Origin of the sequence: Actinoplanes sp. NPDC049802 (genome assembly GCF_040656595.1) — a bacterium.
Taxonomy (GTDB): domain Bacteria; phylum Actinomycetota; class Actinomycetes; order Mycobacteriales; family Micromonosporaceae; genus Actinoplanes.
Map to the genome: position 1 here is coordinate 21,912 of NZ_JBFAMR010000078.1, position 12,408 is coordinate 34,319.

Consider the following 12,408-nt stretch of genomic DNA (forward strand, 5'->3'; position numbering starts at 1 on the left):
AGGGTGTGAAAGTTCATCGATCCGGGTAGTCCGCGGGCCACATGCGCAGGAGGTGGCCCGTGGCCGGACTTCGACTCGACGTGGGTGTCGTCGACTATCTGATTCTGGCGGTCTATTTCGTCACCGTGCTGGGGGTCGGGTTCGCGGCCCGGCGGGCGATCCGCACCAGCGCGGACTTCTTCCTCTCCGGCCGGTCGATGCCCGCCTGGGTGACCGGTCTGGCCTTCATCTCGGCCAACCTGGGCGCTCTGGAGATCGTCGGCATGGCCGCGAACGGCGCCCAGTACGGCCTCATGACGCTGCACTACTACTGGATCGGCGCGGTGCCGGCCATGGTGTTCCTCGGCATCGTGATGATGCCGTTCTACTACGGCTCCAAGGTGCGCAGCGTCCCCGAGTTCCTCCGGTTGCGCTTCAACCGGCCGACCCACCTGTTCAACGCGGTCAGTTTCGCGGTGGCGCAGGTGCTGATCGCCGGCGTCAACCTCTTCGCTCTCGCGCTGATCCTCCAGGCACTGCTCGGCTGGCCGCTCTGGACGTCGATCGTGATCGGGGCCTTCATCGTGCTGGCCTACATCACGCTCGGCGGGCTGTCCTCGGCCATCTACAACGAGGTGCTCCAGTTCTTCGTGATCATCGCGGGCCTGCTGCCGATCACGATCATCGGACTGGTCAAGGTCGGCGGCATCGACGGCCTGTTCGAGAAGGTTCGGCAGACCCCGCTCGGCGAGGCCGGCCTGCACACCTGGTCGAACACCGGCGGCACGGAGAACCCGCTGGGCGCGAGCTGGATCGGCATCGTCTTCGGGCTCGGGTTCGTGCTGTCGTTCGGTTACTGGACGACGAACTTCGCCGAGGTGCAGCGGGCGCTGAGCGCCAAGGACATGAGCGCGGCCCGGCGTACCCCGATCATCGGCGCCTTCCCGAAGCTGTTGATCCCGGCCGTCACCGTGATTCCCGGCCTGATCGCCCTGGTCACCGTGCAGGGGCTGGGTGACGAGGCGAGCGGGAAGGCGTACAACTACGCGATTCCGCTGCTGATGCGGGACCTGCTGCCCAACGGGGTGCTCGGGGTGGCGGTGACCGGCCTGGTGGCGTCGTTCATGGCCGGCATGGCGGCGAACGTGAGCGGCTTCAACACGGTCTTCACCTACGACATCTGGCAGACGTACGTCCGGAAGGGCCGGGACGACGCCTACTACGTGCGGGTGGGCCGGATCGCCACGGTCGGCGGGATCGTGGTCGGTATCGGCACGGCGTTCATCGCGGCCGGTTTCGACAACATCATGAACTATATTCAGGCTTTGTTCTCATTGTTCAATGCGCCCCTTTTCGCCACTTTCATCGTCGGCATGTTCTGGAAGCGGATGTCGGCGTGGGCCGGGTTCTGGTCGCTGCTGCTCGGCTTCCTGGCCGCGTTCACGCTCTACATCCTGCACCTGACCGAGGTGCTGCACTTCAACTCCGACCTGGAGCAGAGCTTCTGGGGTGCCGGCCTGGCCTTCGTGACGGCGGTCGTGGTGGCCGCGCTGATCACCCCGTTCACCCCGGGCAAGAGCGACGACGAACTGCGCGGCCTGGTCTACGGCACGGCCGCCGGCGACATCGTCGAGGACCGGGTGTGGTGGCGCAACCCGGTGCTGCTCGGCGTGATCGCGGTCGTCCTGGCGGTCGTCCTGTACATCCCGGTCTGGTGAGGAGGCACGAACGATGGCAAGACTCTTCGACGTACGACGGGTGATCGGCGGCCTGTTCGTGCTCTACGGGGTGATCGTCACCCTGATCGGGGTCTTCGACGGCCCTTCCGAGCTGGAGAAGGCGCAGGGCGTACGGATCAATCTGTGGATGGGTCTCGGCATGCTGGTCTTCGGCCTGCTGATGCTGCTGTGGCTGCGGCTGAACCCGCCGCCCCCGCTGGAGGCGGACGACGACCGCGAGGCCTGATGGCGGGGAAGGTGTGCCCGGGTTGCGGTCCCGGTGTACGGGGTCCCCATATCTTCAAGACGGATACCCGTGCGTCCGATAACCCGGGCATGGAACCCCTCGCCTCAATAAGCAGCCTCGCCGGTTCGGCGAGCCGCCGGCCGGTGGGCTGGCAGGTGCAACTCCGTGTCGATTACGTCGTCAACAAGGTGATGCAGACGCATCGCGGCCAGTCCGAGGACACCGTCAAGCGGGCCATCGAGGACCAGCTCCGGGTTTACGGCGTGGTCCCCAACAACCGGCAGATCGCCCAGTACGCCACCGCGATCTCGGCGCTGCCGTCATTGCCCCCGGTCCGCTGACCGTTCAGCGGGCCGGAAAGCGCAGAATCCGGTCGTCCCCGTCACGTGTGTCGCCGCGGCCGTCGGTGTTCGAGGTGGTCAACCACAGCGAACCGTCGGGCGCCGCGGCGACCGTACGCAAGCGGCCGTACTTCCCGGTGAACTCCGCCTTCGTCGAGCCGCCGCCGAGCGGCACCGTCCACAGTCGTTCGCCTCTCAGCGCGGCGACGTAGAGGGTGTCGCCGGCGACGGCCGCTCCGCTCGGCGAGGCGTCGTCCGTGCCCCACTGGACGATCGGGTTCGCGAACCGGTCGTCGCCGCCGCGGCCCTCCACCTCGGGCCAGCCGTAGTTCTTCCCGGCCTCGATGAGGTTGACCTCGTCCCACTGGTTCTGCCCGAACTCGATGCCGTACATCCGGCCGCGTGAGTCCCAGGCCAGGCCCTGCACGTTGCGGTGGCCCAGGCTCCAGACCGGCGAGCCGGACCACGGGTTGCCGGGCGCCGGGTCGCCCTCCGGAGTGAGCCGCAGGATCTTGCCGGCCGGGTCGTCGCGGTCCTGTGAGCGGGAACGCTCACCCGCGTCCCCGGTGCCGACGTAGAGCATCCCGTCCGGGCCGAACGCGATCCGCCCGCCGTTGTGGTTGCCCGCCTTCGCGATCCCGTCGAAGATCACCTCCGGCTCGCCGCCGGACCGTTTGAACCGGGCGATCCGGTTGTCGTCGGCGGCCGTGTAATACGCATACACCCAGTCGTCCTTGACCGCGAGCCCGAGCAGGCCACCCTCACCGCCGGCGTCGACCGCCGCGAGCCGCCGCAGCTCGGTGGGCTCGCGGCCCGGCTCCACCCGCAGGATGCGGCCGCTGTCGCGCTCGGCCACCAGGGCGCTGCCGTCCGGCAGGAACGCCAGACCCCACGGCACGTCCAGGCCGGTGGCGACGGTCTCCGGCCTGCCGAGATCGGGCGTCCTCGGTGCGGTCACCGACGGCGCCGGGGCTCCCGAGACGGCCGGCACCGGCGCCACCGTGGGTGGAGCCGCCTCCCCGCCGGAGGAGCAGGCGGTCAGAACGGCAACGCTGCTCGCCGCGAGGGCACGACGGATCAATGCCATTCCTCAACCCTGCCACGCCGAGCCCGCGACGGCTCGCCGACATGTGACCTATCTGCGGTAAATGACGGTGTTTGCCGGATCGGCCGGGTCGATCCGGCCGAAGATGGGGCCGCGCGGTGCCGGGGCCGCGCAGGGCGGAGTCTGGGTTTTGCGAGCTTTGACACGGCCGGTCACGGCCGCGATCCTCACCCTCACGACCCTTCTGGGGTACGCCCCACCACCGGCCCGCGCGGACCGGGCACTGAGCGCGCCGCCCCGGATCCACCTCCTCGCCCCGCTGTCGCCGATCGCCTGGGAACCCTGCCCCGAAGACGAGAAGGTGCAGTGCGGCACCATGCGGGTCCCGCTCGACTGGTCCGCGCCGCTCGGCCCCGGCCTCGACATCACCCTGGCCCGCCGCCCGGCCGGCGACCGCGCCGCCCGGCTCGGGACACTCGTCGTCAATCCGGGCGGCCCCGGCGTCTCGGCCGTCAACATGGCCCTCGACCACGAATACTTCGGCGCCGACGTGCGCCGCCGCTTCGACATCGTCGGCATCGACCCGCGCGGCGCCGGCCGCAGCGCACCGATCCTCTGCGACCAGAACCTCGTCGACCAGAAACCGGTGCCGCTGTTCCACACCGAGGCCGACTTCCAGCGGGCCGGCGACTACAACCGCCGGCTGGCCGCCGACTGCGCCGCCCGCAGCGGCGCGGTCTACCGGCACGCCGACACGATCAGCGTGGTCCGCGACATGGAGGCCGTCCGGATCGCCCTCGGCGAGCAACGGGTCAGCTTCTACGGCGCCTCCTACGGCAGCCTGATCGGCCTGCTCTACGCCGAGCGCTACCCGGAACGGCTGCGCGCCCTGGTGCTGGACAGCGTGATGGACCACAGCGCCGGGGTGGACGCCTTCCTCACCCAGACCGCGGAAGCCGTGCAGGCCGCCTTCGACCAGTTCGTGTCCTGGTGCGCCCGGGACAGCAGGTGCGTGCTGCGCGGCCGCGACATCAAACAGATCTGGGCCGTGCTGATGCGGCGGGCCACGGCCGGACAGCTGATCGACCCGTACGACCCGCCGAGCCGGATCGGCGTCTGGCAACTCGTCTCCGCGGCGTTCAGCGCGTTCTACGACCCGCAGTGGTACTCGTTCGCCCACTACCTGAAAGAGGCGTACGAGCCGCGACCGTCCACACCCGCGCCCGCGCCCCGCTCACCCGTCCTGGAGTCCACCGACCTCACCCCGCACAGTTTCGGGGCCGTCATGTGCCAGGACTGGTCGCTGCCGGTGAACGACTTCACCGGCTACCAGGCCCGGATGCGCGCGCTCGCCGTACGGGCGCCGCAGATGCGCGTGTCGCCGCTCGCGCTCACCGCGATGACCGGCTGCCTCGGCCGCACCGCCCCGGTCAACCCGCAACGGCCGATCCCGCCCGCCACCGGGCCGGTGCTCGTGGTCAACTCCCGCTACGACCCGGCCACCGCGTACGTCTGGGCGCAGCAGGTCACCCGGCAACTCGGCCCGGTCGCCCGGCTGCTCACCTACCAGGGGTGGGGGCATGTGGCGTACACGCACAGCCCGTGCGTCAGCGGCGCGGTCGATCGTTACCTGATCGGGCTGACCATGCCCGCGTCCGGCGCGTCCTGCCCGGCGATCGAGCCGAAACCGTTCGGTGTCGGATGAGGGGTGGAGGGTCATTCAGAACCCACATCGAGTTGCAGGGGCCGCAGCTCAGTGCCGTGGCCTCATCCGTTCTGAATGATCCTCCTGAGCTGATCTGTTGTGCCCGAAGCCGATCCCCGGTAGGCAGGAATAGATGGCCGACGTTGTCCAATCTGGAGGACCGATGCGGATCCTGCCCGCGCTGACAGCGCTGTCCCTGACCACCCTGGGGTTCGTGGTCACGTCCCCACCGGCCCAGGCAGGTGGTGCGACGCCGGTCAAGACGCCCACCGCCGTCGGCTACGGCGGCGCGGTCGCCACCGTCGACGCCACCGCCACCGCGGTCGGCCTCGACGTGCTGCGGCGCGGCGGCAACGCGGTCGACGCCGCGGTCGCCGCCGCCGCCACGCTCGGCGTCACCGAGCCGTTCTCGGCCGGCATCGGCGGCGGCGGCTTCTTCGTCCACTACGACGCCCGGAAACGGACCGTCTCGACGATCGACGGGCGGGAGACCGCGCCGTCCACCGCCACCGAGAAGTACTTCATCGACCCGGCGGACGGGCTGCCGTACGACTTCAACGAGGCCCGGGTCAGCGGGCTCTCCGCGGGCACGCCCGGCACCCTGGCCACCTGGGAGGAGGCGCTGGACCGCTGGGGCACCCGCTCGCTGTCGGCGTCGTTGCGCCCCGCCGCCCGGGTCGCCGAGCAGGGCTTCGAGGTCGACGCCACGTTCCGCCAGCAGGTCGCCGACAACGCCGCGGCGTTCGGCCGGTTCACCTCCAGCCGGGCGCTCTACCTGCCGGGCGGGGCGCCGCCGGCGGTCGGCACGATCCAGCGCAACCCCGACCTGGCGGCCACGTACCGGCTGATCGCCGAGAAGGGCGCCGACGTCCTCTACCGGGGCGCGGTCGCCGACGACATCGTGCGGACCGTCCAGCACCCGCCGGTCGCGGCCGACCCGTGGGGCACCTGGGCGTACCCGATCCGGCCCGGCGTTCTCACCAAGGCCGACCTGGCCGGCTACCGGCTGCGCTTCCCGGCCCCGACCCGCTCCGACTACCGCGGGTTCACCGTCTACGGCATGTCCACGCCGTCCAGCGGCGGCACCGCCGTCAGCGAGGCGCTCAACATCATCGAGGCCGGGCTGCCCACCTCGGCGACCGCCACCGACAGACTGCACTACTACCTGGAGGCGTCGGCGCTCGCCTTCGCCGACCGGAACCGGTACGTCGGGGCGGACACCGACCGGGCGGTCCTGAGGAGGCTGATCTCGGACCGGTGGGCCGAACAGCGGGCCTGTGAGATCGACCGCACCCGGGCTCTCACCAAGCCGGTCCTGCCGGGCGACCTGAACGGCTCCGGCTGCGCCACCGCCACCGCGGGAGGGGCCGTCGAACAGGGGCAGAGCACCACCAACCTGACCGTCGCCGACCGCTGGGGCAACATCGTCGAATACACCTTCACCATCGAGGCGACCGGCGGCAACACCATGGTCGTACCGGGCCGGGGCTTCATCCTCAACAACGAGCTGACCGACTTCAACTTCGCGCCCACCCAGGGCGCCGCGCCCGACCCCAACCTGCCCGGTCCGGGCAAGCGCCCGCGCAGCTCGATGGCACCGACGATCGTCCTGAAGGACGGCAAACCGTTCCTCGCGCTCGGCTCGCCCGGCGGCGCGACCATCATCACCACCGTGCTGCAGATGCTGGTCAACCGGATCGACCTGGGCATGACCCTGCCGGAGGCGATGGCCGCGCCGCGCGGCTCGCAGCGCAACAGCGCCGGCATCCAGGCCGAGGCCGCGTTCCGCACCCGGTACGCTGCGGCGCTCAGCCCGCTGGGCCACACGTTCGCCGCCGACGTCGCCGAGCTCGGGGCGGCCACGGCCATCGAGTTCACCCGCGGTGGCGGCTTCATCGCCACCGCCGAACCGGTCCGCCGGGGCGGCGGCGCTGCCGCGGTGGTCCACCCGAAGCGCTGACGAACGGGCATCGGGGAAGATCGACCCCATGTTCTGTGAGAAGTGCGGCTCGCCGCCGCCTCTGGACGGCGGCGAGCACCGATGCGGCCGGGTCGACGAGGGGCAGCTGGAGACGTTCGCGACGGCCGGCCGCCGGGTCATCCGTTTCGCCGTGATCTACATGGTGTGCGCGGTGGCCACCACGGTCCTGGCCGTGGCCGGGGCGCAGGCGCTGGTCGACGGCGCCACCGACCCGGACGGCGTCGGCGCGATGGGCTTCCTCGTGATCCTCGCCATGATCGGCGGCTTCGTGGCGCTGGTCTGCCTGATCGGGCTGGTCGTCTCCACCGTCGTCTGGATCATCAGCGCGCACCGGGTCACCGACGCCGGTCCCGGTGTCGCGGGCTACACCAGCCTGTTCCTCGCCCTGCTGATGATCACCCTGAGCTACGTGCTCCCCGTCTACGTCGACCACGGCAACACCGGGCTGCGGTTCGGCGGGCTGATCGTGCTGATCGCCGGTGTGCGGCTGACCCGCGGCCGGGTCCGGCGGCTGCTCGACATGCCGATCCCGGCCGGCCGGCCATCCCTGGTCACCAGCGACGACTGGAAAGCGGAGGAGTGGGACCCGGAGGTGCTGCGCGAGATCGAGCGCCGCGGCCGCCCCACCGATTAGGGCGTCTCCAACGGCAGCCGGACCAGCACGGTGGTGCCCGCGTCGCCGCCGGTCAGCTCGATGCTGCCGTGGTGCTTCTCCACCACTGCCCGGCTCAGCGTCAGACCCAGACCACTGCCCGGCAGCGTACGGTCGTGCCCCCGCGACGTCCGGAAGTGGCCGGTGAACATCTGCTCCCGCTCGGCCCACGGCACGTCGGCGCCCGAATCCGACACGGCCAGCTCGGCGGCCCGCCCGGTACTGCGCAGCGACACCGCCACGTGGCCGCCGTCCGGGCTGAACCGGACCGCGCTGCCCAGCAGGTTCTCCACGATGTGCCGCAGCCGGTCCCGGTCGCCCGGCACGATCAGCTCACCCGACAGATCGGCGTCGATCACCACGGGGGCGCCGTCGATCGCGGCACGGGCCCGGTCGACCACCTCACGCACGACGGCGGCCAGATCCATCGGGGTACGCCGTACGTCCGCATGCCCCGCGTCCAGCGCCGACAGCTCCAGCAGCTCGTTGATGATCTCCCGCAGCTGGTTGGTGTTCCGCTCGATCACCTCGATTAGGCGCGGCCCGTCCCGTACCAGGGTCGGCTCGTCGGCCTCCCGCAGCAGCTCGGTGTACGCGCTGATCGACGTCAACGGGGTCCGCAGCTCGTGCCCGATCAGCGCCAGATACTCGTTCTTGCTCCGGGTCAGCTGCCGTTGCAGATCCTCCACCCGGCGCCGCTCCACGAACTGTCCCAGATGCGCGGCGATCCCCGACATCAACGCGACCAGCTCGTCCTCCGGATCCTCCACCGCGTCGGCGAACACCGTCAGCACCCCGATCGGCCCCGTCCCGTCGTGCACCGGGATGGCCAGGGCGGTGTGCAGCCGGTCCGCCGAGGTGTCCGGCGAGATCAGGCTCTGCGGGCGGCCCACGTCCCGGATCCACAGCGGCTTGTCCACCTGCCAGGCGCGGCCGGCCAGGCCCTGCCCGTACGCGAGCCGCTCCGGCACCGGGATCCCGGACGGCCAGCCCGGCGTGCTCCACCGGGCCGCCGCCCGGATCGTGCCGTCGTCGACCATCCACAGCTCGGCGTGCACCCAGTCCAGGGTGGCGACCACCGCCTCCAGCACGCGTGGGCCGGCCGCCTCGATGCTCGGCGCCTCCGCGAGTGCCGTCGTCACCGCCAGCTCGCAGCTGCGGAACCGTTCGGCCCGCCGCTGCCGGGTCACGTCCTGCACCGCCTGCACCGCCCCGAGCACCCGCCCGTCCAGGCCGTGGATCGGTTGCGCGTCCATCAGGAAGTACCGGGTCCGGCGGCTGCGTCCCTGCGCGGCTATCTGCGCGTCGCGGACCCGTTCGCCGCGCAGCGCCCGGAACAGCCCCAGGTCCTCCCGGCGCAGCGGCTCACCGGAGGCGTCGGCCAGCCCGGCGACGTCCTCGAACGGTGAGTCACCCCAGAGGCTGCGCATCCGTTCGTTCGCGAACACCACCCGGCCCCCGGCGTCACACGCGGTCACCCCGTCGTGCAGGCTGTCCAGCACCGCGTCCAGGAACCGGTGTTGCTGCTCCAGCTCGTACCGGGCCAGCTGCTCGCCGATCAGCAGCGTCGCCACCTCGGCCGCCTCCGCCACCGCCGTCATCTGCTCCGGCGTCCACCGGCGCGGCTGCTGGTCGTAGGCGCAGCACACCCCGAGCACCAGCCCGAGCCGGTCATGCACCGGATAGCCCAGGTAGGCGCCGTTGTGCCGGCGGGCCACCCCGGCCGGCACGCGCTCGTCCACGGCGGCGTCCTCGACGACGAGAGGCTCGCCGGCCCGGACCACGATCCCGCCGAGCGAGTTCTCCAGCCCGGTGTCGGTGATGTCGTCCCATTCCATCGAGACGCCCCAACTGCCGTACAGACGCAGCCGCGCCCCCTCGATGAACTGGATGCAGGCGCTCGGCGCCTTCGCCGCCCGTGCCGTCAAAGCCGCCAGCTGATCGGCGGAACCGCTGGTCAGCACCCCTCGGTGCAGCGTGGCCCGAAAGAACTCGGCCCGGCTCCCGTTGGCCGCCGCACCCCGCCCACCACCGGCCGCCGGCCCGTCCCGCCACAGCCCGTCCGATGTCGTTGCGGCCGGGCCCGTGCCCGCCGGCCCGTCCCGTCGCAGCCCGTCCGATGTCGGCCCGGCCCGGCCCGTGCCCGCCTGCCCGTCTCGCCGCGATCCATCCGGTGTGATCCCGGGCTGGTCAGCGGCCGCCGGCGAGGCGGATTGCTCACCGGCGGCCGACCCCCCGATCGGCACACCCGGCCGTCCCTCACCGGGGACCGCCGGACGCGCTGCCCGGGGCGCGACCGATGGTGGCTCGGCCGGGCGCGCCCCGTGAGGGTCGGCCGGGCGCGCGAGTGCCGCGGCTTCCGCCGCATGCGCCCTTCCGGACCGCCCGGCGCCGCCGGGGACATCTCGCCGCATGGCCGACCTCCACCCTCAGCGTAGATGCACGAAAGGGTTAAAACCGGCAAACCATCACGCCGACCCGCCGCCCGGCAGGCTCAGCCCCGCTCGTACCGAAGATCGGTGATCGGCCGGCCCGCAATGGCGCCGCGCCTCTCGAACTTGGTCTCCGGCCGCCCGTGCGGCACAGCCGCGAGGCGGCGCAATCCCGGATCCGCGTCCAGGGTCTCCGCCATGGCCACCGCGTAGTCCGGCCAGTCGGTGGCGCAGTGGAACACCCCACCCGGCCGCAGCCGTTCGCGAAGCAGCGCGACGTTCGCCGGCTGAACCAGCCGCCGCTTGTGATGCCGCGCCTTGGGCCACGGATCGGGGAAGAACACATGCACCGCGTCCAGCGCCCCCGGCGCGATCCGGTGCACCAGCTGCATGGCGTCGCCGCACGCCACCCGGACATTGGTCAACCCCAGATCACGGGTGAGCGCCAACAGGTTCCCGACGCCCGGCGTGTGCACCTCGACCCCGAGATAACCGCGCCCCGGATCGGCCGCCGCCATGGCCGCGGTGGCGTCCCCCATCCCGAACCCGATCTCCAGCACCACGGGCGCCTCCCGCCCGAACAGCGCCACGAGATCCAGCGGCGTCCGGTCACCGTCCTCGACGGTCATCCCGAGCCGCGGCCACAACGCGGCATGCGCGTCAGCGTGACGGCTGCTCATCCGCCCACGGCGCGGATGAAAAGTGCGAATCGGCCTGGCTGCGTCGGTCCCGGTCTCACTCATGGCGGCCCCACGATAAAACCCCGACCCCCGCAGAACGAAATCTCCGGTACGGGCTGCGCCGCCCCCGAAGAATCCGCCCCGTCCCGCCACCTCCGCGACCCAGGCGCGACTCCATCACGCGAGGCCGTTCCGGGCTGACCCGCCGGTCCATGGGTTTCAGCGGGGCAGTGGCTGGACGCTGGGCTGTGAGCCGGAGCGGAACGGGGTGCGGGCGCCGGAGGCCAGGCCGAGAAGGGTGACCCAGGAACCGCCGTTGTTCTGGCTGGTGATGACCGCGCGGGTGGCGTCGACATAGGAGAGTTCGCGGTCCATGGGGCTGCCGACGGCGCGCTTGGCGCCGGTGGCGGTGTCGTACTCGATGACGTGGACCGGCTTGCTGTCGGCGGCGGTCTCCCCTTCCTGGTATGCGGTCCAGGACAGTTTCGCGCCGTCCGAACGCCAACTGGGAACGACCGCGAATCCGCTGTTCTGGAGGCTGCCACCACCGTAGGCGGCGACCGTCTTCTCCCCGCCGGTGGCGACCGTGCCGACGGTGAGGCAGGCGTCGTAGACCGATTCGCAGTCACCGCCACGGAAGGCGACCCGGGTCCCGTCGGGGGACCAGGCGACCGCGTCGTCGGTGCGGAGCCGGTCGTTCAGGGAGCCGGTGGCCTGCGCGGTGGCGGTCGGCTCTTCCGGCAGGTCCTCGCCGCGGCAGTCACGCGGGAACAGCACCTCCGGCCGGGTGGCGGCCGTCCCGGTCGAGATCCGGTACACGCCCGGCCCTCCGGTGCACGACAGCGAGGCGAACGCGATCCACCTGCCGTCCGGCGACCAGGACGGCCCGGCCGCGGGACGGGTGGTGAGCCGTCGCTGCCCGGTCCCGTCGGCCTTCATGGTCCACAGTCGGCCGCCTTTGAGGTAGGCGATCTGCTGCCCGTTCGGCGACCAGCGGGGCCGGGCGTGACCGCCGCCGGTGGTGAGCCGCTTCTCGGCGGCGCCCTTGCTGACGTAGACGTCGCCACCCCGCACGTAGGCGACCAGGCTAGGCAACGCGGGTGCCGCCTCCGCGGCTGCCACCTGCAGGAGCGAGCCGCCCAGTCCGATCACTGCCGCCAGCGCCACGCTATCGATCTTCTTCATGGCCGAACGCCCCCCGAGGTCCCGCTGCCCTGCCCGTTCCGCTTACATCAGGGGTAATCGTCGCAACCGGCCTGCTCCTAAGCTGTTCCCGCGCTGATACCCGGAAAAATGTCGCCGTTTCGGGCGGCCCTGCGGCCACCGAAGGTCTGGCCTATCCGATATAGCGGATATCGGCCATCGGCCGTGGAGAAGCGACGGCGCACACCGTGACGAGCCGGGGCCCGTGTGCTGGAGAGGCGGCACGCGGGCGAGCGTCGTGACGAGCCGGAGCCCGTGTGCGGGAGAGGCGGCACGCGGACCCCGGCTGGCTGCCAGTGTCGACCCTGCTGGCCGAATCGCTCGCCCCCGCTGGCGGGCGCCCCCAGCGCACCGACTGGGCGCCCCGGCCACCGCTGGGACACTCCCGAGCGACCAGGCAGAGCCCTACGTGCGTGCCGTCCAGC

General features: G+C 71.6%; 10 protein-coding genes. 6 read left to right on the forward strand and 4 right to left on the reverse strand.

The features are described from left to right. The first annotated feature begins 41 nt into the window (after positions 1-41). From AB0I88_RS34295 to AB0I88_RS34305, 3 genes are all read left to right on the forward strand, one after another. Positions 42-1,697: a sodium:solute symporter family protein gene (locus tag AB0I88_RS34295; RefSeq protein ID WP_361034437.1), complete on the forward strand. Its 1,656-nt coding sequence runs from the start codon at positions 42-44 to the stop codon at positions 1,695-1,697. A 13-nt stretch (positions 1,698-1,710) separates the two neighbouring features. Next, the gene (locus tag AB0I88_RS34300) at positions 1,711-1,944 is read left to right on the forward strand and encodes a hypothetical protein (RefSeq protein WP_361034440.1); all 234 of its coding nucleotides are present in this window, start codon (positions 1,711-1,713) and stop codon (positions 1,942-1,944) included. Positions 1,945-2,033: 89 nt separating this feature from the next. Beyond that, positions 2,034-2,285, forward strand: coding sequence for a hypothetical protein (locus AB0I88_RS34305; protein WP_361034443.1), 252 nt, complete (start codon positions 2,034-2,036; stop codon positions 2,283-2,285). A 4-nt stretch (positions 2,286-2,289) separates the two neighbouring features. Here AB0I88_RS34305 and AB0I88_RS34310 read toward each other — a convergent pair whose 3' ends face one another. Then, positions 2,290-3,372: a PQQ-dependent sugar dehydrogenase gene (locus AB0I88_RS34310; RefSeq protein ID WP_361034446.1), complete on the reverse strand. Its 1,083-nt coding sequence runs from the start codon at positions 3,370-3,372 to the stop codon at positions 2,290-2,292. Positions 3,373-3,520: 148 nt separating this feature from the next. On the opposite strand from AB0I88_RS34310, the gene AB0I88_RS34315 reads away from it, so the two are divergent. The 3 genes from AB0I88_RS34315 to AB0I88_RS34325 all read left to right on the forward strand — a co-directional run bounded on the left by AB0I88_RS34315 (position 3,521) and on the right by AB0I88_RS34325 (position 7,650). Continuing rightward, entirely contained in the window at positions 3,521-5,035 is a 1,515-nt protein-coding gene (locus AB0I88_RS34315; protein ID WP_361034449.1) for an alpha/beta hydrolase, read from the forward strand. Positions 5,036-5,198: 163 nt separating this feature from the next. Further along, positions 5,199-6,995: a gamma-glutamyltransferase gene (gene ggt / locus AB0I88_RS34320; protein ID WP_361034452.1), complete on the forward strand. Its 1,797-nt coding sequence runs from the start codon at positions 5,199-5,201 to the stop codon at positions 6,993-6,995. 28 nt (positions 6,996-7,023) lie between these two features. After that, the gene (locus AB0I88_RS34325) at positions 7,024-7,650 is read left to right on the forward strand and encodes a hypothetical protein (RefSeq protein ID WP_361034455.1); all 627 of its coding nucleotides are present in this window, start codon (positions 7,024-7,026) and stop codon (positions 7,648-7,650) included. Here AB0I88_RS34325 and AB0I88_RS34330 read toward each other — a convergent pair. The 3 genes from AB0I88_RS34330 to AB0I88_RS34340 all read right to left on the reverse strand — a co-directional run bounded on the left by AB0I88_RS34330 (position 7,647) and on the right by AB0I88_RS34340 (position 11,965). Beyond that, entirely contained in the window at positions 7,647-9,596 is a 1,950-nt protein-coding gene (locus tag AB0I88_RS34330) for an ATP-binding protein (protein WP_361034458.1), read from the reverse strand. The two genes, AB0I88_RS34325 and AB0I88_RS34330, sit on opposite strands and share 4 nt — an antisense overlap. A gap of 566 nt (positions 9,597-10,162) precedes the next feature. Beyond that, positions 10,163-10,780 carry a tRNA (guanosine(46)-N7)-methyltransferase TrmB gene (trmB, locus tag AB0I88_RS34335; protein WP_361034461.1) on the reverse strand — a complete coding sequence of 206 codons (618 nt, stop codon included), beginning with the start codon at positions 10,778-10,780 and terminating at the stop codon, positions 10,163-10,165. Positions 10,781-10,999: 219 nt separating this feature from the next. Next, positions 11,000-11,965 carry a hypothetical protein gene (locus AB0I88_RS34340; protein WP_361034464.1) on the reverse strand — a complete coding sequence of 322 codons (966 nt, stop codon included), beginning with the start codon at positions 11,963-11,965 and terminating at the stop codon, positions 11,000-11,002. Positions 11,966-12,408 lie beyond the last annotated feature (443 nt).